At 29.0% G+C, this 21,113-nt stretch carries 23 protein-coding genes; 9 read left to right on the top strand and 14 right to left on the bottom strand.

Features of this window, described 5'->3' with window-relative positions:
* The first annotated feature begins 46 nt into the window (after positions 1–46).
* From ACFOWD_RS00705 to ACFOWD_RS00715, 3 genes are read left to right on the top strand one after another with little or no spacing between them, the layout of a single operon-like run.
* On the top strand, positions 47–988 hold the full coding sequence (locus ACFOWD_RS00705; protein ID WP_377407287.1) for an MBL fold metallo-hydrolase: 942 nt from the start codon (positions 47–49) through the stop codon (positions 986–988).
* A gap of 13 nt (positions 989–1,001) precedes the next feature.
* On the top strand, positions 1,002–3,434 hold the full coding sequence (locus tag ACFOWD_RS00710; protein ID WP_377407289.1) for a DUF4982 domain-containing protein: 2,433 nt from the start codon (positions 1,002–1,004) through the stop codon (positions 3,432–3,434).
* 1 nt (position 3,435) lies between these two features.
* A complete protein-coding gene (locus ACFOWD_RS00715; protein ID WP_377407291.1) occupies positions 3,436–3,876 on the top strand; it encodes a nuclear transport factor 2 family protein in 441 nt (146 codons plus the stop codon).
* Positions 3,877–3,930: 54 nt separating this feature from the next.
* Here the strand turns inward: ACFOWD_RS00715 and ACFOWD_RS00720 are convergent, their stop codons facing one another.
* The 4 genes from ACFOWD_RS00720 to ACFOWD_RS00735 form a co-directional block, all read right to left on the bottom strand.
* The gene (locus ACFOWD_RS00720; protein WP_377407293.1) at positions 3,931–4,443 is read right to left on the bottom strand and encodes a Pycsar system effector family protein; all 513 of its coding nucleotides are present in this window, start codon (positions 4,441–4,443) and stop codon (positions 3,931–3,933) included.
* A gap of 3 nt (positions 4,444–4,446) precedes the next feature.
* Positions 4,447–6,279: an adenylate/guanylate cyclase domain-containing protein gene (locus tag ACFOWD_RS00725; RefSeq protein WP_377407294.1), complete on the bottom strand. Its 1,833-nt coding sequence runs from the start codon at positions 6,277–6,279 to the stop codon at positions 4,447–4,449.
* A 26-nt stretch (positions 6,280–6,305) separates the two neighbouring features.
* Positions 6,306–6,767 (bottom strand): hypothetical protein, encoded by a 462-nt coding sequence (locus tag ACFOWD_RS00730; RefSeq protein ID WP_377407296.1) that lies wholly within the window; start codon positions 6,765–6,767, stop codon positions 6,306–6,308.
* Between the two features lie 120 nt (positions 6,768–6,887).
* Positions 6,888–7,274: a nucleoside triphosphate pyrophosphohydrolase family protein gene (locus ACFOWD_RS00735; protein ID WP_298988945.1), complete on the bottom strand. Its 387-nt coding sequence runs from the start codon at positions 7,272–7,274 to the stop codon at positions 6,888–6,890.
* Positions 7,275–7,392: 118 nt separating this feature from the next.
* Here ACFOWD_RS00735 and ACFOWD_RS00740 point away from each other — a divergent pair, with 118 nt between their 5' ends.
* A complete protein-coding gene (locus ACFOWD_RS00740; protein WP_298988947.1) occupies positions 7,393–7,599 on the top strand; it encodes a hypothetical protein in 207 nt (68 codons plus the stop codon).
* Here ACFOWD_RS00740 and ACFOWD_RS00745 read toward each other — a convergent pair.
* From ACFOWD_RS00745 to ACFOWD_RS00760, 4 genes are read right to left on the bottom strand one after another with little or no spacing between them, the layout of a single operon-like run.
* Positions 7,596–8,516, bottom strand: coding sequence for an ion channel (locus tag ACFOWD_RS00745; RefSeq protein ID WP_377407299.1), 921 nt, complete (start codon positions 8,514–8,516; stop codon positions 7,596–7,598). The genes ACFOWD_RS00740 and ACFOWD_RS00745 overlap by 4 nt on opposite strands.
* A gap of 19 nt (positions 8,517–8,535) precedes the next feature.
* Positions 8,536–9,306, bottom strand: coding sequence for a hypothetical protein (locus tag ACFOWD_RS00750; RefSeq protein ID WP_377407301.1), 771 nt, complete (start codon positions 9,304–9,306; stop codon positions 8,536–8,538).
* Entirely contained in the window at positions 9,306–9,863 is a 558-nt protein-coding gene (locus ACFOWD_RS00755) for a DNA-3-methyladenine glycosylase I (RefSeq protein ID WP_377407303.1), read from the bottom strand. Before ACFOWD_RS00755 ends, ACFOWD_RS00750 begins: the two co-directional genes overlap by 1 nt.
* The gene (locus ACFOWD_RS00760; RefSeq protein ID WP_377407305.1) at positions 9,864–11,213 is read right to left on the bottom strand and encodes a M24 family metallopeptidase; all 1,350 of its coding nucleotides are present in this window, start codon (positions 11,211–11,213) and stop codon (positions 9,864–9,866) included. It abuts the gene before it with no gap.
* A 174-nt stretch (positions 11,214–11,387) separates the two neighbouring features.
* Here ACFOWD_RS00760 and ACFOWD_RS00765 point away from each other — a divergent pair, with 174 nt between their 5' ends.
* On the top strand, positions 11,388–11,825 hold the full coding sequence (locus ACFOWD_RS00765) for a DUF6146 family protein (protein WP_377407307.1): 438 nt from the start codon (positions 11,388–11,390) through the stop codon (positions 11,823–11,825).
* On the opposite strand, the gene ACFOWD_RS00770 is transcribed toward ACFOWD_RS00765, so the two are convergent.
* The gene (locus ACFOWD_RS00770) at positions 11,822–12,313 is read right to left on the bottom strand and encodes a dihydrofolate reductase (RefSeq protein WP_377407308.1); all 492 of its coding nucleotides are present in this window, start codon (positions 12,311–12,313) and stop codon (positions 11,822–11,824) included. The genes ACFOWD_RS00765 and ACFOWD_RS00770 overlap by 4 nt on opposite strands.
* Positions 12,314–12,610: 297 nt before the next feature.
* Here ACFOWD_RS00770 and ACFOWD_RS00775 point away from each other — a divergent pair, with 297 nt between their 5' ends.
* Positions 12,611–12,907 carry an isoamylase early set domain-containing protein gene (locus tag ACFOWD_RS00775; protein ID WP_377407310.1) on the top strand — a complete coding sequence of 99 codons (297 nt, stop codon included), beginning with the start codon at positions 12,611–12,613 and terminating at the stop codon, positions 12,905–12,907.
* A 62-nt stretch (positions 12,908–12,969) separates the two neighbouring features.
* On the opposite strand, the gene ACFOWD_RS00780 is transcribed toward ACFOWD_RS00775, so the two are convergent.
* The 5 genes from ACFOWD_RS00780 to ACFOWD_RS00800 form a co-directional block, all read right to left on the bottom strand.
* Positions 12,970–13,794, bottom strand: a complete 825-nt coding sequence (locus ACFOWD_RS00780; protein ID WP_377407312.1) for a thymidylate synthase — start codon at positions 13,792–13,794, stop codon at positions 12,970–12,972.
* On the bottom strand, positions 13,791–14,045 hold the full coding sequence (locus ACFOWD_RS00785; RefSeq protein ID WP_377407314.1) for a hypothetical protein: 255 nt from the start codon (positions 14,043–14,045) through the stop codon (positions 13,791–13,793). Before ACFOWD_RS00785 ends, ACFOWD_RS00780 begins: the two co-directional genes overlap by 4 nt.
* Before the next feature lie 12 nt (positions 14,046–14,057).
* Positions 14,058–14,669: a bifunctional nuclease family protein gene (locus tag ACFOWD_RS00790; protein ID WP_298988977.1), complete on the bottom strand. Its 612-nt coding sequence runs from the start codon at positions 14,667–14,669 to the stop codon at positions 14,058–14,060.
* Between the two features lie 165 nt (positions 14,670–14,834).
* Positions 14,835–15,791 carry an electron transfer flavoprotein subunit alpha/FixB family protein gene (locus ACFOWD_RS00795; RefSeq protein WP_377407316.1) on the bottom strand — a complete coding sequence of 319 codons (957 nt, stop codon included), beginning with the start codon at positions 15,789–15,791 and terminating at the stop codon, positions 14,835–14,837.
* An 11-nt stretch (positions 15,792–15,802) separates the two neighbouring features.
* On the bottom strand, positions 15,803–16,549 hold the full coding sequence (locus ACFOWD_RS00800) for an electron transfer flavoprotein subunit beta/FixA family protein (protein ID WP_298988983.1): 747 nt from the start codon (positions 16,547–16,549) through the stop codon (positions 15,803–15,805).
* Positions 16,550–16,768: 219 nt separating this feature from the next.
* Between ACFOWD_RS00800 and ACFOWD_RS00805 the strand changes: the two genes are divergently transcribed.
* The 3 genes from ACFOWD_RS00805 to ACFOWD_RS00815 all read left to right on the top strand — a co-directional run bounded on the left by ACFOWD_RS00805 (position 16,769) and on the right by ACFOWD_RS00815 (position 20,979).
* Entirely contained in the window at positions 16,769–17,746 is a 978-nt protein-coding gene (locus tag ACFOWD_RS00805; RefSeq protein ID WP_298988985.1) for a pyruvate dehydrogenase complex E1 component subunit beta, read from the top strand.
* Between the two features lie 146 nt (positions 17,747–17,892).
* Positions 17,893–18,420 (top strand): inorganic diphosphatase, encoded by a 528-nt coding sequence (locus tag ACFOWD_RS00810; RefSeq protein WP_298988987.1) that lies wholly within the window; start codon positions 17,893–17,895, stop codon positions 18,418–18,420.
* A 120-nt stretch (positions 18,421–18,540) separates the two neighbouring features.
* Positions 18,541–20,979 carry a sodium-translocating pyrophosphatase gene (locus ACFOWD_RS00815; protein WP_377407319.1) on the top strand — a complete coding sequence of 813 codons (2,439 nt, stop codon included), beginning with the start codon at positions 18,541–18,543 and terminating at the stop codon, positions 20,977–20,979.
* Positions 20,980–21,113: the final 134 nt, after the last annotated feature.

Genomic DNA, 21,113 nt, shown 5'->3' on the forward strand with positions numbered 1-21,113 from the left:
TTATAAGTAGTTTGTAATTTTTATCTTTAGAAAGTAAAATTTAGTCATGAAAAACATATTCTTTTTCTCTTTTTTATTTATTGTATTTATTTCTTGTAAAAATGAATCAGAAAAAAAAGAAGATAATTTTAAGCAATACATAACAGTGTTAGGAATAGCACAAGATGGAGGTTACCCACATATTGGTTGTCAAAAAGAATGCTGTGCAAATTATTACAATGGAAAAAATGATAGAAAAAGTGTAGTTTCATTAGGGTTAATTGATAAAAAAGAAAAACAAAAATGGTTGTTTGAAGCTACACCAGATATGCATACACAATTGGCTGATTTAGAAAACAATCATTTAAAAACTTCAACTATTATAGATGGTGTTTTTTTAACACACGCACATATTGGACATTATACTGGCCTAATGTATTTTGGAAGAGAAGCTTTAGGCAAGAAAGATATTCCTGTATATGCTATGCCAAAAATGAAAGCTTTTTTAGAAAATAATGGTCCTTGGAATCAACTCGTAACTTTACAAAACATTGAACTAAAAAGTTTGCAAAACGATTCTATTATAAAGCTTAACAACAATATAAAAGTAACTCCTTTTTTAGTGCCTCATAGAGATGAATTTTCAGAAACTGTGGGTTATAAAATTGAAGGTAAAAATAAATCAGCACTATTTATACCAGATATTGATAAGTGGCATAAATGGAAAAAAGACATTATAGCAGAAGTAAAACTAGTAGATTATGCTTTTTTAGATGCAGCTTTTTTAAATCAGAATGAAGTAAAAAGAGCCATGACAGAAGTACCTCATCCATTTGTTATAGAAACAGTAGAATTGTTTAAAAATGAATTTATGGAAACAAAAAACAAAGTAATTTTTATACATTTTAATCATACAAATCCAACACTTCAAAGTAACAGTAAAGAAAGATTAGCACTAAATAAACTAGGATTTCGTTTTGCTGAAGAAGGACAAAATTTCGAACTATAAACATCAATATAAGATGCTCAAAAAAAACTATCTATCTCTATTTTTACTTTTTAATATTATACTAAGTTTCAGTCAAAATAGAAAAGTAATAGAACTTTCTGAAGGCTGGAAATTTCAAAAAGGAAATCCAGAAAACGCTTCTCAAATAGAATTCAATGACACAAATTGGCAAAATGTAACTGTTCCTCATGATTGGGCAATTTATGGTCCTTTTGATAAAGAAATAGACAAACAAATTATTGCAATTACACAGAATGGAGAAAAAATTCCTACAGAAAAAACAGGTAGAACAGGCTCTTTACCACATATTGGTTCTGCTTGGTATCGTAAAAGTTTTAACATCCATGAAAATGATATCAATAAAAAAATTATACTTCAGTTTGATGGAGCTATGAGTGAACCAGAAGTCTTTTTAAATGGTAAAAAAATTGGTGAATGGAAATATGGTTACAGCTATTTCTATTTTGATATTTCTGAAGATGTTTTAAAAGGAAACAATCTTTTAGCAGTAAAACTAATCAATAAAGAATTTGCTTCACGTTGGTATCCAGGAGCTGGTTTGTATAGAAAAGTAACACTTACATTTAAAGAAAAAGAAAATATAAAACATTGGGGTACTTTTATAACAACACCCATAGTAACAAAGTCGTTTGCTAAAGTTTCTATTAAAACAAAAGTATCATCAACTCATGGTAAATTAGTCACAAAAATATATGATAAGTTAGAAAATTTAGTTGCTGAGCGAGAAAGTTCAGAAGCTTTTGGCAACGAATTTGAACAAAATATAAAAATAAATAATCCAAATTTATGGAGTCCTGAAAATCCTTATTTATACACAGCAAAGACTTCCTTATTTATTGACAATAAATTAAAAGATGAAATAACAACAAAATTTGGGGTTAGAAAAATTGAGTTTATTCCCAAAAAAGGATTTTTCTTAAACGATTCATTGACAAAATTTAAAGGAGTTTGCTTGCATCATGATTTAGGTCCTTTAGGAACAGCCATTAATAGATCTGCCTTAAAAAGACAACTCACTATTTTAAAAGATATGGGTGTAAATGCTATAAGAAGTTCTCACAATATGCCTTCTTTAGAGCAATTAGAGTTATGTGATGAAATGGGATTTTTATTTTTGGCAGAAAGTTTTGATGAATGGAAAAAACCAAAGGTTAAAAATGGATACAACCGATTTTTTGATGAATATGCTAAAAAAGATGTTGAAAATTTAGTGAGAGCTACTAGAAATCATCCTTGTATAGTGATGTGGAGTTCTGGAAATGAAGTGCCTGATCAATGGGGATCAGAAGGTGTAAAACGTGCAAAATGGTTGCAAGATATTTTTCATAAAGAAGACCCAACAAGACCTGTTACTGTGGGTATGGATCAAGTAAAAGCAGTAATGGCTTCTGGTTTTGGTGCTATTATGGATATTCCTGGTTTAAATTACAGAGTACATTTATATGAAGAAGCTAATGAAAAATTTCCTCAAGGATACATTTTAGGTTCAGAAACTGCATCAACTGTAAGTTCTAGAGGTATTTACAAGTTTCCTGTAGCACAAGGAATCATGAAAAAATATGATGATTTTCAAAGTTCTTCTTATGATTTAGAATTTTGTAGTTGGTCTAATTTACCTGAAGATGATTTTATTTTACAAGATGACAAATCTTGGGTTTTAGGTGAATTTGTTTGGACAGGTTTTGATTATTTGGGTGAACCTACACCTTATGACGAACAATGGCCTTCTAGAAGCTCTTATTTTGGTATGATAGATTTGGCAGGTATTCCAAAAGACAGGTATTATTTATACAGAAGTAGGTGGAACACTAAAGAGGAAACCTTACACATTTTACCTCATTGGAACTGGAAAGGACGTGAAGGAAAAAAGACGCCCGTTTTTGTATATACCAATTACGATAGTGCAGAATTATTTGTGAACGGAAAAAGTATGGGAATCCAAAAAAAGACCAAAGACAAAACTCCACAACACAGATATCGTTTAATGTGGAATGATGTTATTTACAAACCAGGAACATTAAAAGTGATTGCTTTTAATGCTGATGGTAAAGCTGTTGCTAGCAAAGAAATAAAAACAGCAGGCAAACCTTATCAAATAGTTTTAGATGCAGATAGAAAAACAGTAAATGCAGATGGAAAAGATATTTCTTTTGTTACAGTTTCTGTTGTTGATAAAAATGGGGTGCCTTGTCCAACTGCCACAAATCAACTACAATTTGATGTTACTGGAAAAGGAAATTTTAGAGCAGTTTGTAATGGTGATGCTACTTCTTTAGAGTTATTTCATAAACCAACTATGAAACTATTTAGTGGAAAGCTGGTAGTCTTAGTTCAATCTACTAAAGAAACAGGTAATATTACATTAAAAGTAAAAGGCAAAGGTTTAAAATCTGGATCAATACAAATTACATCAATTAAAGAATAAAATGAGAAAAGCAATTACAATTATTATGTTTTTAAGTGCATTTACAATGTATTGTCAAGATGAAACAAAAGCCGTAAAATCTACTATTCAAAATTATTATGATGGTTATATAGACAGAGATATAAAAAAACTAAATAAAGCTTTTGATTTAGAAAATGGCACAATGAAAGTACCAATATTAAAAGATGAAAAAGTAATTGGTTTTAACAATCTCTATTTTAAAGATTTAGTTCTAAAATGGGGTAATAGAAAAAAATTATCTCCAGAAATATTACAAAATTGTGTTTTAAAAATTTTATCTATTGATATTGTAGATGACAAAATAGCTAGTGCAAAAATTAGCATGAAAGTAGATACAATTACATATATTGATATTTTATCTATACAAAAAATAAAAGGTAAATGGAAAATTACCAATAAAATTTACTCAGTACGTAAGTAACAAAATTATAAGTTTAATAATAAAATATCAATCTATTAGTAATTTTAAAAATTGCTAAAAGTTTGAAAAGTATACTTGATAAGAAATAGCTACAATTAAAATTAAGAAACTAATAATAAAAAATTTGGTAGCTCTTTTTACGTGAGAAAACTTCTTTTCTATAATAAGACTTTCAGCGTGAATTTGTTCACTTAAACTTTTCACAATTTCGTCTTTTGAGGTACATGTTTTTATTAACTCTTTAGAAAAATCTTCTACAGATTCATATTTGTTTGCAGCGTCTTTAAAGAAAAATACATTTCTTTTATAGCTTAACTCCATATGTGGTCTAAAACATCTAAAACAGAAGTATAATGATAGAATAACAGAAAGTAACCAGAACCCAATTAATATTAAGAAAAGTAAACTTTCTTTTAAAAAAAATTCAAAATTTTCGAACCTATCTACAAAAAAGCTTAAAATTAAACTGTGAAAAGAAAAAATAACACCTGCCTTAAATTCAGAAGCTCTTATTAACTTTTCTAATCTTTCTAATTGTTCCCAATAATCATTTGTATCGTGTGACATTTTTTATGCTTTTTCTAATAAATAATACATGTTTAATGCAGATCTATTTTTAATTTTGATTTCTCCTCTTGGTTCAAATTTAAATCTATCTTGAATTAAAGAATAGGTGCTTTCTGAAATATTAATTTTACCAACTTCACAAGTAGATTCTACTCTTGAAGCTATATTTACAGTATCTCCCCAAACATCATATGCAAATTTATTTTTACCTACTACACCTGCTACAACAGGGCCTGAATGTACACCTATTCTAACATCAAATCTTACTTTACCTACATCGTGTTTTAGTTTGCTTAATTTTACAAAATCTAAAATTTCTAATGCTGCATTTGCTACATTTTCTGCATGCTCAAAATTAGGTGTTGGTAAACCACCCACACACATATATGCATCACCTATTGTTTTTATTTTTTCTAAATTATATTTCTCACAAATTTCATCGAACTTAGAAAAGTAAAAATCTAAAGATTCTACTAATTTTTCTGGAGATAATGTTTCTGCAAATTTTGTGAAATCTTTAAAATCTGTAAAAAGCACAGTAACAGACTCAAACTTTTTAGAAGTTACATAACCATTTACTTTTAACTCCTTAGCAGATTCTTCTGGTAATAAATTTAATAATAAATTATCTGACCTCTTTTTTTCTTGTTCTATTATAGTAGAAGTCTTTTTGATATAATTATTTCTTCTAAATAAACCAAAAGCCAGTAAAAGTAAAAGTAGAATAACAATACAAATACTTAAGATAATATATTTTTGGGATTGTTGATTTTGAATAGAAGCATCAAGTTGACTTTGCTTTTTCTCAATTTCAAATTCTGTTCTTAAATTGGCTAATTTTTGAACAGTTTGGATATTAGTAACACTGTCTTGGTATACAATATATTCTTTTAAATGAAATAATGATTTTTTGGGTTGTTCCAACAAATCATAAATTTTAGATAATTTTAAACTTGCTGTACTTATTTGTTCTTTTAATTGATACTTTTTTGAAAGCTCTAAACTTCTTTCTGCATAAATTTTAGAAAGAACAGGTTTGTTTTGATCTAAATATATATCAGCTATAAATTCTAAATAAACTGCAATTGGATAATAATCTTTTTCTAACTCTAATATCTTTATAGCTTCGTCTATATTAGCTCTGGCTAACTTATGCCTACCTTGTTTAGCATAAACCATACCTATGTTACCTAAATTATAAGCCTTACCTAGTTTAAATCCTATTTTATTACTAATTAAGCTAGATTCATAGAAGTAAGTCATTGCTTCATCATACTTGTCTGCGCTAAAAAATTCGTCTCCAGCATTTAGTAAAGCTGAAGCCAATTTAAAGGAATCAGATTTTATTTCTCTAAGTTTTGCTATACCCTGTTTATAATAATTTACAGAGTTATCATGATTACCCATTACTGAATAAACGTCTGCTATAGTAATGCTAGATAAAGCTAACATTTCTTCACTTTCTGAATTACCTTTTGCTAGCTCTGATGCTTTTAAAAAACTTTTTAATGCAAGAGATAAATCACTTTTTAATCTATGTGCATTTCCTTTTTGCATAAATGCATCAAAAAGATAATGTGTAGAATCTTTTTGTGTGGCAAGTTCTATTAAAAGTTGACTGTATTTTAATTTTTTTTGAGGATCGTTACTATCTCTAGAAAGAGAATTTAAAATTATTAGCTCATTAGTGTCTATAAACTTTTTACTTTCATATAAGATCTCTAGTTTATCTATTGATGAAGGTAATTGTTGAGCGAAAATTGTAAGTGAAATAAAAAAAAAGCCCACACAAATAGCCTGGGCTTTACTTATAAAAATATTAGTAATTCTTACCATCTAAAAAATAAGATTTATATCACTTATTATCTCTTTATAACAATTTTAGGATCTATCATAAATATTCCTGGTTTTGCTTCACCATCAACATAAACTCTAAATTTAATGGTGTATTTTTCAGAATCTCCAGCTCTACCTTCAGTTACTTTTGCAATAACCACTCCATCAGATCCATTAAGAACATTTTTTCCAAAAACTCTAGCTCCACCCTCATGATTTATAGATTCAATATCAACATAATCATCTTCTGATGTAGTTGAAACACCAACCCACTCAACATAATCTCCAACATTTACTTCTATAGTATAATCTTTGTTTGAAATATTTTGAGGTTGCCCAAAGTTTGAATATTGATTAGTAGTCTGTTTTGTAATTTGACCTGTATCTACATTTAATGTAATTCTATGTGTTATTTGAGAATAACCATTTAAAAATAAAAATAGAAATAAGATAAAAATGCTGTTTTTAAAAATACTTTTTGTTTTCATAGGTATTGTTTGTTTAGTTGTTGTTTAATGCAATATAAACATTATTTACTGAATAACAATTTAATTTACAATCGTTTATATTTTTTACTTAATAAATAAAAGTATTAAATAAATTTGAGTTTAATTGTTTAGAATTTTAGCAATATTAGGTTTAAAATAATTTGGCCCTTTTAATACTTTTCCATCTTCTCTATAAATTGGCTTACCATCTTCACCTAATTTACTCATATTAGAATTCTGAATTTCATTAAAAACCTCCTCTATTTTATCTTGCATTCCATGTTCTATAATTGTGCCACACAAAATATAAAGCATGTCTCCTAAAGCATCTGCTACCTCAACTAAATCATTATTTTTTGCTGCTTCTAAATACTCTTCATTTTCTTCTTTCATTAACTCAAAACGCAATTGTTTTCTATCTTCAGAAATATTTACAGTTGGTTTATTTTGAATATTTAATTTAAACGCTTTATGAAATGCATGAACAGCTGCTATTTTATCTTTCATTATCTTACTTTTTAAATGTATTTATTTGTAATTTTGCAATCAGCAATATAAAGATTCTCTTCATTCTGTAAGCGTTTCTAAGTAAGATATAGTCCAAAACTTATTAAGAATTTATACAATGTTTTTAAATGCTTTTTTTTCTACAGGTAGAATTATTTTTATCATCTTTTTTGTTATCGCTTTTACAACTTTGATTGTTTGGAGCTACAGAAAAGATATTAAAAATCATGAACGATATTACAAGAATGCAGGTAAAAACGTATTAATTTACGGAGGAATAATTATTGCCATTTTTATAGCAATTCGTATACTTTTTGGGAATTAATCTAATTTTTCTACTTCACTTAATAGATCATGATCTAAAACTGTAAAGCCTAAATCATCAAAACTTGATGCTGAAGTAAACTTTACATCACATTCAATATCTTTAAAAGAATAAGAGTTTATCTGATATACTTTTTGAGCAAAAAACTCTTCATGATAACTCATTAAAATATAAATATTAGCATTTAGTTTTTTTATTTCTTCATTAGAATAGTTAAACAATGGGCTATCTTCATTAATTTGGTGCACTATTGTCCAAACTGTAGGTAAATACATGATTTTACTACGTTCTAATTTAAGTTGATAAAAATTTCGCTTAAACTCTCCGTTTTTTTCTTCTTTTGTTATAGATAAGGTAACCGAAATTTCTGGTTCTATCATTACCGTTTTTCGGCTATTCATTAATCTAAACATTAATGCTTTTCCTTCTTTAAAATCTCTTATTATAAAATTCTTACTAAATTCTATTATGGCTTTTGGTTTCGAAAAGCGTCCATACAACATACCAGTTATAAAAGAAAAACTTAACAACCCAATCATAGCCTCAAAAGCGGCTATAAAATTTGCTGTAATTCCTTTAGGAGCTATACCTCCATAACCTACTGTAGTAAGTGTTTGTGCACTGAAGAAAAAACCATTTAAAAAATCTTCAAAAAAAGTACCTTTTGGTTTAGTAATCTGTTCTATACCAATAGCTACATAAATTAATCCAAAAACAATATTTAATAAAGTATATACTAAAATAATTAGTAAGAAAAATTGCCACCATTTTATATCAATAAAAAAAGTATATAAATCTCCAATATTTCTTTTTCTATTAATGTGTTTTACATTACTAGAACCATCATCTTTTAAAACACTTTGTGCGTTTTTATTAGAATTATATCCAAAACCAGGGTCTTTTGTTTTTCTTGCCAAATCTTCTTTTTTATGATTACTAATTTATATTATTTGAATTTAAATTTATTTTTTTAAATCTTTCCCACTGTTTTTGATGAAACAAAATATAAACGAATAAACAACTAACATCTAATAAAAAGTAAAAAAGGCTAATGCCACTTGGTGGATTGTTACTAGGTAAAAACTCAAAAACACCAAATGCAATTGGAGGCCATTTCCAGGCGCCAAAAGCTGTACCTCCTATTTCTAAAAGTGCAACTATAATATACATGGTGTAAAAATACAATCTATCTTTTGGTCTAAAATAAAGTATCACAAAAACCGCTATTGTCATAACAAATCCGAAAACATCTGTGAAGAAAACCAAATAAACTAATGCAAAAACAGTAATAATGATTGTAAATAATTGCTCTATTGCTTTATGGTATTTTTTAACTAAAGTATCCTTACTAAAAATGAAAACTCTACCATATAAAGCTGCATGACCTAAAGGAACATACCAAGGCACATTTTCTAATCTGTAAGTATACATGCCTAAATAGACTGAGAAAAAATATTCTCCTAATAAACCTAAAAAAACAGCATATATCATTAATTTTCTAACTCTTAGAGTTGCTCTTTTATACATCCAAAAAAAGCTTAATAAAGCTAGAATATTTATTGGAAACTGTGAGCTTGTATAGTTTTCTGCAAAAAAAGTTCCATCAAAAAAAAGTATAAAAATAAACCCAATAAAAATACCTGGTTTACGTAAAAAAATATACCCTAGTTTTTTTATATCGTTTTTTGGAACTTTTAAAATCTTCATTAACTAGGATATTTAAAACAATCTGTTGTATGATCATTTACCATACCAACAGCTTGCATAAAAGCATACATTACTGTTGAACCTACAAACTTAAAACCACGCTTTTTTAAGTCTTTTGATATTTTATCTGATAAAGTTGTAGTTGCAGGAACATCTTCTCTTTTATGAAATTTATTTACTATAGGTTTACCATCTACATAACTCCAAATGAACTTAGAAAAAGAGCCAAATTCTTTTTGTACTTCTATAAACAGCTGAGCATTGGTAATTGCACTTCTAATTTTTAGTTTATTTCTTATAATGCCTGCGTCTTGTAATAAAGATTCGTATTTAGATTCAGGATATTTTGCAATTTTTTGATAGTTAAAATCATCAAAAGCTTTTCTAAAGTTTTCTCTTTTGTTTAAAATGGTAATCCAACTTAAACCTGCTTGAAAAGTTTCTAACAATAAAAACTCAAATAAGGTTTCATCATCATAAACAGGATCTCCCCATTCATGATCATGATAGTCTTGGTACAATTTGCTATCTGTTACCCAAAAACAACGATGTTTCATTTAGTTTGTCTTGATAGGTTTTATTGCAGTTTGTCTTTCATTTACGTATTCGAAAGTGCCATCTCCAAAATAACCTGCTTCTTCTAACATAATTCTTATGTCTTTATTCCATTCATTAATAGTAACAGTCGTGTTTAATTCAATAGCATAAGCTGTGTTTTTTTGCAAAGGATAATCACCATTAAAAGGTACTCCTTCTTGAGAATCCCACATACCAATTGTGGTACCTGCACTATGCCCATATTTACCTAAAGGATGTGTATAAATTGATGGTCTTAACCCTTCATTCTTACCTTGTGCTAAAGAAGCTAATAGTATTTCATTACCTGTTTTACCAGCTTTCATATTCTCTGTTAAAATATCTTGCACTCTATTTCCTTTTTTAAATGCTTCTTTTAAAAATTGAGGAACTTCGGTTTCATCATCTTTTAAAACATAGGCATGTTGTTGGCAATCTGTATTTAAACCAATATAAGTGATCCCAAAATCGCAATGCAATAAATCTCCTTTCTGAATAATTTCAGTAGGTTTACTTTTCGAAAAAGATTCTATGTGTGATTTTAATGCTTCATTACTCCTTTGAATATCAATAGTTGGATGAAACCAAGTTTCTAAACCTAAATCTGTAACTTTTTGTCTTAGAAACCAAACCACATCTTCAGTAGATGTTTTTCCTGGAGTTATTGTGTTTGCAGAGAAAGCTTCATCAATAATATCGTGTGTAATTTTTACAAGTTTTCTAAACAACTTCATTTCTTTTTCAGTTCTTGTTTCTATCCAAGCAATTCCTAATTTCTCAGCAGATACAAATTTTGATGTTATACTTTCTGGCATATTTGCTTTTAATTCATCAAAATCTGTTTTTACTAAACCATCTGCTAATGCAAAATGTGTTGAATAATTTAATCCTATTTTTTCTGGATTTCTTTCAGCTATTATCTTTTCTAACGCTTTCCATTGATTAGGTTCCTCTTCTTTATTCCAAGCCGATTTTATGCTTTTCCCTATATCATATCTTGCTACTGCCAATCTTTCTAGAGTATCTTTTGTTTTATCTCTATAAAAAACAATAATTGTTCTTCTTCTAGCATTTAACCAAGTTGCTGGTAGCATGGTTTTTAGTATTGGATCTTCATTATATTCTCTAGAAATAAGAAGCCACATATCTAAACCAGTTTTATCCATTAACTCTGGTAATAAGTTTGTAAATCTATCTTCTAAAAGTTCATCTTTTACTTTTGCTCTTTCAATTTCTGGAAGTATTTCATAGCTCTGTTTATCTGCAAACTCTTTATCTGAACATGAAAAAACAAAAACTAATAGTGTAACAAGTACAATTCTTTTAAACATAATAAGGTATTTAGAACTTTAAAATTAATGTTAAAACAACTAATTTCCTATGTTAATTAATATAAATTTATGGTTTTGAGTTTGTTTACTCATCAAACAACTAGTTTTACTCAATTGTAATTTTTTATATTGTAAACGGTTATTATCTTAGTATCAAAATATAAATCCTTTATTATGAAATATTTAAATAATATTATAGCAATTATAATTATTTGTTTACTTGTATATGCTTGCGGATCTTCACCAATAAATCAAAAAAAGAATGGTATAAAAGAAGAGCCTGTTGTTATTGCTAATGATAGTTTAGAGTATGAGATTACAATTATAGATATAGGATTTAATAATTATTTAAATTCTATAGCGCAACCAAGAGGATTTTATTCACAAGAATACTTAGAAGGTAGAAATAGACCTTGGGTGATTACTTGGAATCAAAGAGCTCAGAACCCACTTAGATTTAATCCTAATATTTACGAGAACATTATTAATTATCAACAAAATATAGATTATGGTTATGAAGTAAACTATCTTTTATTTAATTACTTTTTATTTGCTCAAAGAAAATACAATATGAGTTTGGGTGGGGGCTTTAGAACTGGTAGAATTAATTAAGCTCTCTTTTCATATCTAACAAAGCTATAGTCTAGTTTGTTTTTTTCGTCGGCTTTAAAGTCTTCTCTGTTTACCTCTTTCCAAACAGATAAGTCAATTTCTGGAAAAAAAACATCTGCATCAAATTCTTTATGTACCAAAGTTATTTCTAAAGCATCTGCTACATCTTTTTGTAAAGCATAATCATAAATTTGAGCTCCGCCAATGATAAAGATTTCCTCATCTTTAGGTGCCAATTCTAAAGCTTCTTCTAAACTATGAGCAATTAAACAGCCATCTTTATAATAATGCTTATTTCTTGTAATTATTACAGAAGTTCTATTTGGTAGTGGCTTACCTATAGATTCAAAAGTATTTCTACCCATTAAAATATGATGACCACTAGTTAGTTTTTTAAAACGTTTTAAATCTTCTGGCAAATGCCAAATTAAATCGTTGTCTTTACCTAATGCATTATTTTTTGCGATTGCTGCAATTATTGTAATCATCTCTCAAAAATTTTAGCAAAAATAATTGAAATGAGAAGAGATTTGACGAAAACTCTATTTTATTGATGATTTTTTAAAAAAACGAATACGTTTTCGCACAGAAAATACTGAAAATCAACCACAAAGAATTATTAATATTTTTGAACATCTAATAAATTATGTCCTCATATTTTTATAAAAATGGATATTATTAAGTCCATTTTTAATAAACTAATAATTCTTCAATATTATTAATTAATTTAGTTTGTATGAAATAAGTTCTTGTATACATTTACAACGTAATTTAATTTAATAATTATGGCAATTAAAAAACAATTTTTAAAAAGTAAACCAGTTTGTAAAGTAACTTTTACTGTACCAGCTGAAGAAGCAAAAAATGTTGCAGTAGTAGGAACTTTTAATGAATGGAATGATAAAGCAACTCCGCTTAAAAAATTAAAAAACGGATCTTTTAAAGGAACTGTTGATTTAGACGCAGGTAGTTCTTATGAATTTAGATATATTGTAGATGGCGAATATATAAATGAGCAAGAAGCAGATAGTTTTGCTTGGAATGATTTCGCTGGTGCAGAAAACAGTGTTTTAAGTGTATAGTAAATAAATGCTATGAAGATGTAAAAAGAGCTTTCAATTTTATTTTGAAAGCTCTTTTTTATTTAAACTGCAACTACTCCTTTTATATGTGGATGTGGATTGTAATTTAACAGCTCAAAATCTTCAAAAGTAAAGTCTTCTATTTGTTTTACTTCTTTATTTAATTTCATTGTTGGTAAAGGTCTTATATCTCTAGATAATTGCAACTCTAGTTGTTCTAAATGATTATTGTAAATGTGGGCATCACCAAAAGTGTGTATAAATTCGCCAGCTTCAAAGCCACAAACTTGTGCAACCATCATTGTAAATAAAGCATAAGAGGCAATATTAAATGGCACTCCTAAAAAAATATCTGCACTTCTTTGATACAATTGACAAGAAAGTTTACCATCTGCAACATAAAATTGAAAAAAAGCATGACAAGGAGGTAAAGCAGCTTTGCCATTTGCTACGTTTTCAGAAAATGAAACACTTGTATCTGGTAATACAGAAGGATTCCAAGCAGAAACCAACATTCTTCTAGAATTTGGATTGGTTTTTAAAGTTTCGATTACATCTTTTAATTGATCTATTTCGTCACTATTCCAATTACGCCATTGATGACCATAAACAGGACCTAAATCTCCATTATCATCTGCCCACTCATTCCAGATTCTTACACCATTTTCTTGTAAATATTTGATATTAGTATCTCCTTTAATAAACCAAAGTAATTCATAAATAATAGATTTTAAGTGTAATTTTTTAGTGGTAACCATTGGAAAACCTTCACTTAAATCAAATCGCATTTGATAGCCAAAAACACTTTTTGTTCCTGTACCAGTTCTATCTCCTTTTTCATTTCCGTTAGCTAAAACGTGTTTTACTAAATCGTGATATTGCTTCATATTCTTTTCTCTGTTTTGTGTAAAAATAAAAAAGCATCACTTTGTTTAAATGATGCTTTTAAACTATCTTTATCTAATAAAGAATACGAAAATTTATCACCATCTATAGAAAATAAATCTGTTTTGTCTATAGAAAATAACTCTACTCCTGCACCATTTTTTACAGAAGTAAAACTCCAATCTTTATTTAACTCTTGTGAAAAGGTAACAAATGAAGTAATTACAAATAAAAAAGTAAATAATTTTTTCATGTATATAGAAATTTATGAGCGCTTACTAATTTCGTCTCTTATTTTTGCAGCCAGCTCATAATTTTCATCAACAACTGCTTTGTTTAATTGTTCGTTTAATTCTTTTAAAGATAGGCTAGAAAAATCAGACTTTTTTTGTTTGTCTACTTCCTCGAACTCAAGAGAAATATTTTCTGGATCTGTTTTTTGCTCAATAGCTAATTCTTCTTCTACTTTTAAATAAATACCAGCTTTATCTAAAATATTTTCATAAGTGTAAATAGGAGCATTAAAGCGAACTGCAATTGCAATAGCATCAGAAGTTCTTGTATCTATAACCTCTTCTACACCCTCTCTTTCACATACCAAACTAGAAAAGAAAACACCATCTACTAATTTATGTATGATTACTTCTTTAATATTGATTTTAAAAGTATCTGAAAAAGTTTTAAACAAATCGTGTGTTAAAGGTCTTGGAGGTCTTATTTCAGTTTCTAAAGCAATAGCAATAGATTGCGCCTCAAAAGCACCAATTATTATTGGTAAAGTTCTAGAACCCTCTATTTCACTTAACACCAAAGCATAAGCTCCACTTTGTGTTTGACTGTAAGAAATCCCTTTTATCGTTAGTTGTATTAAACTCATATTTTATCATACAAAAACATTAATTGTTAATATATTAATGTCTTTTTAAGAGGGCACAATTTAATAAAAATAATAGACTGTCATCTTTTATTTTAAGAGTTTTTATCAATAAAAAACCACCAGAATAATCTGGTGGTTTAATGTTTGATTTAAATTTAAAAATATTTAAGCTGCTTTAAAAGCTTTTAATTTTTCGATTAATTTTGGAACAACTTCAAAAGCATCGCCAACAATACCATAGTCAGCTGCTTTAAAAAATGGTGCCTCTGGGTCAGTATTAATCACAACTTTTACTTTAGATGCATTAATACCAGCCAAATGCTGAATAGCTCCAGAAATACCAATAGCTATATATAAATTAGAAGCTACTGGCTTACCTGTTTGACCAACATGTTCTGCATGAGGTCTCCAACCTAAATCAGAAACTGGTTTAGAACAAGCTGTTGCTGCTCCAAGAACATCTGCAAGTTCTTCTACCATTCCCCAATTTTCAGGACCTTTTAAACCTCTTCCTGCAGAAACCACAACTTCTGCGTCTGCAATCATTACTTTACCAGTTACTCTATCTACTTTTTCTGATTTCACATTAGATTCAGCAACATTTACATCAAAATCCATAGATGAACCAGAAACAGGAATTTCATGAACTCCAAAAGAATTTTTGGCTAAACCAATAACTTTTTTATCTGAAGAAATTATTGTGTTAGAAAAAGCTTTATTTGAAAAAGCTTTTCTTTTTACTGTAAATGGTAATGTATTTGTTGGCAATGCAACTACATTAGAAGCATAACCTGCATCCATCTTAACAGCTAATAAAGGTGCTAAGTATAAACCGTCTATACTAGAATCTACAATAACTACAGAAGCATTTTCTGCATCAGCTACTTGTTGTAAAGCTGAAGCATATTTATTTGCATTAAAAGTTTTTAATGCATCATTTGAAACGACTACCACTTTTTCTGCACCATATTTATATAACTCACTTACATCTGCTGCATTTATAGTAGCTACAACTACGCTAGTACCTAATTGTTCTGCTACTTTATTTCCATAAGAAACAACCTCAAAAGCACTTTTTTTGAACTTTCCTTCAGTTGAATCTGCGTATACTAAAACTGACATACTTTTATATTTTAAATTACTTTAGCTTCGTTATGAAGTAAATTGATTAACTCATCTACATTATCTGCATCAACTAATTTTACAGCACCTTTTGGAGCTGGTTTCTCAAAAGTTTCAACAGTAGTTACAGTTGCTACGTTTTTTGCATCTACAACATTAAGAGGTTTTTTACGAGCCATCATAATACCTCTCATATTTGGTATCCTTAAGTCTTTTTCTTCAACAATACCTTTTTGACCTCCAACAACTAAAGGTAAAGTAGTTGATAAAGTTTCATTACCACCATCTATTTCTCTAACTGCAGTTACATTTGTTCCATCAATTTCTAAACCAACACAACCATTAACAAAATTAAAGTCTGTTAATGCAGCTAACATACCTGGAACCATCTGACCATTATAATCTGCAGATTCTTTACCTGCAAGAATTAAATCATACTCACCTTCTTTAACAATTTCTGCTAATTCTTTAGCTACTTGTAATCCATCAACAGGATTTGCATTTATTCTAATTGCATTATCTGCTCCAATTGCTAAAGCTTTTCTTAATGTTGGTTCTGTAGTTGATTCTCCCACATTTACAACAGTAACTGATGCTCCTTGTTTTTCCTTAAACCACATAGCCCTTGTTAAACAAAATTCGTCATAAGGGTTAATTACAAACTGAACTCCATTTGTGTCAAACTTTGTATTATCGTCTGCAAAATTAATTTTTGATGTGGTATCAGGCACATGACTAATACATACCAATATTTTCATAAACTATAATTTTAAACTTATTTTTTCGCCTACGAAATTACGCCTTTTTTTTAAAAAATACTATGCATGCATAATAAATTTTCAAGATTTTAACATTTATCGAAATCGATTAAGTAATTAAAGTTAAAAATTAGGTGCAGATTGTAAATTGCATTAAGAAAATTTGACAAATATTTCCTTATTTTTGCGCGTAGCAAATTTTATAATTCAAATAAAATAATGAAAACAGTTCAGTTTAGAGAAGCAATATGTGAAGCCATGAGCGAAGAAATGCGCAGAGATGAAAGCATTTATTTAATGGGTGAAGAAGTTGCAGAATACAATGGCGCTTACAAAGCTAGTAAGGGTATGTTAGATGAATTTGGTCCAAAAAGAGTAATAGATACACCTATTGCAGAATTAGGTTTTGCTGGTGTAGCTATTGGATCTGCAATGAATGGTAACAGACCTATAGTAGAATATATGACTTTTAACTTCTCTTTGGTTGGTATTGATCAAATTATAAATAACGCTGCAAAAATTAGGCAAATGTCTGGTGGCCAGTTTAACTGCCCTATTGTTTTTAGAGGACCAACTGCTTCTGCTGGTCAGTTAGGAGCAACTCACTCACAGGCATTTGAAAATTGGTTTGCAAATACACCTGGTTTAAAAGTTGTTGTACCATCTAATCCATATGATGCAAAAGGTTTATTAAAAGCATCTATAAGAGATGATGATCCAGTAATTTTTATGGAATCTGAGCAGATGTATGGTGATAAAATGGAAATTCCTGAAGGAGAATACATAATACCTATAGGAGTTGCAGATATTAAAAGAGAAGGTAGTGATGTAACTATAGTTTCTTTTGGAAAAATAATTAAAGAAGCTTATAAAGCTGCTGATGAATTAGCAAAAGAAAACATATCTGTAGAAATTATAGACTTAAGAACTGTAAGACCAATGGATCATGCAGCAATTATAAAATCTGTTAAGAAAACTAACAGGTTAGTAGTTTTAGAAGAAGCATGGCCATTTGGAAGTGTAGCTACAGAAATTACTTATAGAATTCAAGATGAAGCATTCGATTATTTAGATGCACCTGTTAAAAGAATTACAACTGCAGATACACCTGCTCCTTATTCTCCTGTTCTATTAGAAAAATGGATTCCTAATTCTAATGATGTAGTTAGAGCAGTTAAAGAAGTTATGTACTTGTAAAATATTTCAATATTAAGAATTTAAAAATCCTGTTTCTTATTTAGAAACAGGATTTTTTTTTCGAAAACAATTGCGTAAAATATATAAGTAACCCTTTAAAAAACCTCACATATTAACTATTTTTGTAATGAATTAAAATAACAACTATGATTGGTAAAGATGAATTGACTTTTGATGTATTAATAGAAATACCTAAAGGAAGTAGAAATAAATATGAGTATGATTTTGAATTAAAAAAAATTCGATTTGACAGAATGTTGTTTTCTTCAATGATGTACCCAGCAGATTATGGTTTTATTCCAGAAACTTTAGCTTTAGATGGTGACCCTTTAGACGTTTTAGTTTTAGGGCACGAACCTACTTTTCCTATGTGTGTTAGTGAAGTAAAACCAATAGGTGTTTTCCATATGGCTGATGAAAAAGGTCCAGATGAAAAAATTATTTGTGTACCAGTTTCTGATCCTATTTGGAATAGAAGAAAAGATATTTTTGATTTAAATCCACATCGTTTAAAAGAAATAGAACACTTTTTTCAAGTTTATAAAGATTTAGAAAAGAAAAAAGTTGATGTTGGTGGTTGGGGAGATGCTTCTGAAGCTATTAATATTTATCATAACTCTGTAAAGAGATATCAAGAAAGTGAATACAAAAAGACCGATAAATTTAAAATATAATAAAATAATTCTATTAAAATTATCAACCTCTTAAAATTAAACACTTTAAGAGGTTTTTTATTTCCACTCATTTTCTTACTTTTGCGTCCGTTTTAAACTAATCATAATAAATAAAATTATATGGAATCATTAATGATTTACATGCCAATTGCTTTGGCAGTTTTAGGTTTAATCTATATGTGGGTTAAACAGTCTTGGGTAATGAAGCAAGATGCAGGAGATGGTAAGATGAAAGAAATTTCAGACTATATCTATGAAGGTGCTTTAGCTTTTTTAAGTGCAGAATATAAGTTGCTTACTATTTTTGTTGTTATCGTAAGTGCAGCTTTAGCAGTTGTTTCATTTATTGTACCAACAACTCATATTTTAATTGTTGTCGCTTTTATTTTTGGAGCTGTTTTTTCTGCATTTGCTGGAAATATAGGTATGAAAATTGCTACTAAAACTAATGTTAGAACAACTCAAGCTGCTAGAACTAGTTTACCAAATGCACTAAAAATATCTTTTGGTGGTGGTACAGTTATGGGATTAGGTGTTGCTGGCTTAGCTGTTTTAGGTCTTACTGCATTCTTTATTTTCTTTTTCCATTTCTTTATGAATGGTACATGGACAAATACAATGGATATGACTATTGTTTTAGAAACATTAGCAGGTTTTTCTTTAGGTGCAGAATCTATTGCTTTATTTGCTAGAGTTGGTGGAGGAATCTACACTAAAGCAGCAGATGTTGGTGCAGATTTAGTTGGTAAAGTAGAGGCTGGTATCCCAGAAGATGATCCAAGAAACCCTGCCACAATTGCAGATAACGTAGGTGATAATGTTGGTGATGTTGCAGGTATGGGAGCAGATTTATTTGGTTCTTATGTTGCTACAGTTTTAGCTGCAATGGTTTTAGGAAATTATGTAATTAAAGATATGGGTGGTGCTATAGACGATCTTTTTGGAGGTATAGGACCAATATTATTACCAATGGCAATTGCTGGTGCAGGTATCATTATTTCTATTATAGGAACAATGTTAGTAAAAATTAATAGTAATGATGCTAAAGAAGCACAAGTAATGGGTGCCTTAAATAAAGGAAACTGGACATCAATTATCTTAGTTGGTCTTTCTTGTTTTGGTTTAGTTACTTGGATGTTACCAGAAACTATGCAAATGGAGTTTTTTGGTGAAGGTTTACAAGAAATTTCTTCTATGAGAGTATTTTATGCAACTCTTGTTGGTTTAGTAGTAGGTGCAGTAATATCATCTGTAACTGAATTTTATACAGGTTTAGGTAAATCACCAATATTAAAAATAGTACAGCAATCTTCTACTGGAGCAGGAACAAACATTATTGCTGGTTTAGCTACTGGTATGATATCTACATTTCCATCAGTTTTATTATTTGCTGGTGCTATTTGGGCTTCTTATGCTTTTGCAGGTTTTTATGGTGTTGCTTTAGCTGCTTCTGCAATGATGGCAACAACAGCTATGCAATTAGCAATTGATGCTTTTGGACCAATTTCTGATAATGCAGGTGGTATTGCAGAAATGTCTGAACAAGATCCAATCGTTAGAGAAAGAACAGATATTTTAGATTCTGTAGGTAATACAACAGCTGCAACTGGTAAAGGTTTTGCTATTGCTTCTGCTGCTTTAACATCTTTAGCTTTATTTGCTGCTTATGTAACATTTACAGGAATTGACGGAATTAACATCTTTAAAGCTCCTGTTTTAGCAATGTTATTTGTTGGAGGAATGGTACCTGTAGTTTTCTCTGCTTTAGCAATGAATGCAGTAGGAAAAGCAGCTATGGAAATGGTACAAGAAGTAAGAAGACAGTTTAGAGATATTCCTGGAATTATGGAAGGAACAGGGAAACCTGAGTATGATAAATGTGTTGCAATTTCTACACAAGCATCTTTAAAAGAGATGATGTTACCAGGTTTATTAACTATTGGTTTTCCATTAATCATAGCATTTGCTCCTTTAGCTTTTGGTATGGATAAGTTAGCAATCGCAGAAATGTTAGGTGGTTATATGGCTGGTGTTACTGTTTCTGGTGTATTATGGGCAATCTTTCAAAACAATGCTGGTGGTGCTTGGGATAATGCTAAAAAATCTTTTGAAGCTGGAGTAGAAATTAATGGAGAAATGACTTATAAAGGTTCAGATGCTCATAAAGCTGCTGTAACTGGTGATACTGTTGGTGATCCATTTAAAGACACTTCTGGTCCATCAATGAACATTTTAATTAAATTAACTTGTTTAATTGGTTTAGTAGTTGCACCAATTTTAGGTGGTCATACTTCTGATGATAATCATGCAAAAACTGAAATCAAAAAAGAAGTAAAAATTGAAGTAAACAGTAATAATGATGAGATGGCTGTTGCTACAATTACAATATCTAAAACTGTTGACGGAAAAGTAGTTACTGAAACAAAAAAAATTGAAGGTTCTTTAGAAGAAATTGAAATGAAAGCTAAAGAATATGGAGATATAATTTCTGTTGATATTAAAAAAACAGGAAAAGAAACTAAAAAAGAAGTTGAAGTTGTTGTTGAAAAACAAGACTAATAAAATTCTAAATAAATTAAAAAGCATCCAAAATTGGATGCTTTTTTTTTTACAAAATTTTTAAAAAAATCAACCAAAAGAAACCATTGATATTAATAAATATATTCTAATCTTATAATAATTGATAAACTAGA

It is taken from the genome of Polaribacter marinivivus, assembly GCF_042651285.1.
Taxonomy (GTDB): domain Bacteria; phylum Bacteroidota; class Bacteroidia; order Flavobacteriales; family Flavobacteriaceae; genus Polaribacter; species Polaribacter marinivivus.

Bases quoted from the DNA above. Each gene is read 5' to 3' on its own strand.
- ACFOWD_RS00715 (WP_377407291.1), top strand. From the start codon at position 3,436: ATGAGAAAAGCAATTACAATTATTATGTTTTTAAGTGCATTTACAATG.
- ACFOWD_RS00795 (WP_377407316.1), bottom strand. From the start codon at position 15,791: ATGTCAGTTTTAGTATACGCAGATTCAACTGAAGGAAAGTTCAAAAAA.
- ACFOWD_RS00765 (WP_377407307.1), top strand. From the start codon at position 11,388: ATGAAATATTTAAATAATATTATAGCAATTATAATTATTTGTTTACTT.
- ACFOWD_RS00705 (WP_377407287.1), top strand. From the start codon at position 47: ATGAAAAACATATTCTTTTTCTCTTTTTTATTTATTGTATTTATTTCT.
- ACFOWD_RS00785 (WP_377407314.1), bottom strand. From the start codon at position 14,045: ATGAAAAAATTATTTACTTTTTTATTTGTAATTACTTCATTTGTTACC.
- ACFOWD_RS00760 (WP_377407305.1), bottom strand. From the start codon at position 11,213: ATGTTTAAAAGAATTGTACTTGTTACACTATTAGTTTTTGTTTTTTCA.
- ACFOWD_RS00755 (WP_377407303.1), bottom strand. From the start codon at position 9,863: ATGAAACATCGTTGTTTTTGGGTAACAGATAGCAAATTGTACCAAGAC.
- ACFOWD_RS00750 (WP_377407301.1), bottom strand. From the start codon at position 9,306: ATGAAGATTTTAAAAGTTCCAAAAAACGATATAAAAAAACTAGGGTAT.
- ACFOWD_RS00790 (WP_298988977.1), bottom strand. From the start codon at position 14,669: ATGAGTTTAATACAACTAACGATAAAAGGGATTTCTTACAGTCAAACA.
- ACFOWD_RS00735 (WP_298988945.1), bottom strand. From the start codon at position 7,274: ATGAAAGATAAAATAGCAGCTGTTCATGCATTTCATAAAGCGTTTAAA.
- ACFOWD_RS00805 (WP_298988985.1), top strand. From the start codon at position 16,769: ATGAAAACAGTTCAGTTTAGAGAAGCAATATGTGAAGCCATGAGCGAA.
- ACFOWD_RS00770 (WP_377407308.1), bottom strand. From the start codon at position 12,313: ATGATTACAATAATTGCAGCAATCGCAAAAAATAATGCATTAGGTAAA.
- ACFOWD_RS00815 (WP_377407319.1), top strand. From the start codon at position 18,541: ATGGAATCATTAATGATTTACATGCCAATTGCTTTGGCAGTTTTAGGT.
- ACFOWD_RS00730 (WP_377407296.1), bottom strand. From the start codon at position 6,767: ATGAAAACAAAAAGTATTTTTAAAAACAGCATTTTTATCTTATTTCTA.
- ACFOWD_RS00740 (WP_298988947.1), top strand. From the start codon at position 7,393: ATGTTTTTAAATGCTTTTTTTTCTACAGGTAGAATTATTTTTATCATC.
- ACFOWD_RS00810 (WP_298988987.1), top strand. From the start codon at position 17,893: ATGATTGGTAAAGATGAATTGACTTTTGATGTATTAATAGAAATACCT.
- ACFOWD_RS00710 (WP_377407289.1), top strand. From the start codon at position 1,002: ATGCTCAAAAAAAACTATCTATCTCTATTTTTACTTTTTAATATTATA.
- ACFOWD_RS00775 (WP_377407310.1), top strand. From the start codon at position 12,611: ATGGCAATTAAAAAACAATTTTTAAAAAGTAAACCAGTTTGTAAAGTA.
- ACFOWD_RS00800 (WP_298988983.1), bottom strand. From the start codon at position 16,549: ATGAAAATATTGGTATGTATTAGTCATGTGCCTGATACCACATCAAAA.
- ACFOWD_RS00725 (WP_377407294.1), bottom strand. From the start codon at position 6,279: ATGGTAAGAATTACTAATATTTTTATAAGTAAAGCCCAGGCTATTTGT.
- ACFOWD_RS00780 (WP_377407312.1), bottom strand. From the start codon at position 13,794: ATGAAGCAATATCACGATTTAGTAAAACACGTTTTAGCTAACGGAAAT.
- ACFOWD_RS00720 (WP_377407293.1), bottom strand. From the start codon at position 4,443: ATGTCACACGATACAAATGATTATTGGGAACAATTAGAAAGATTAGAA.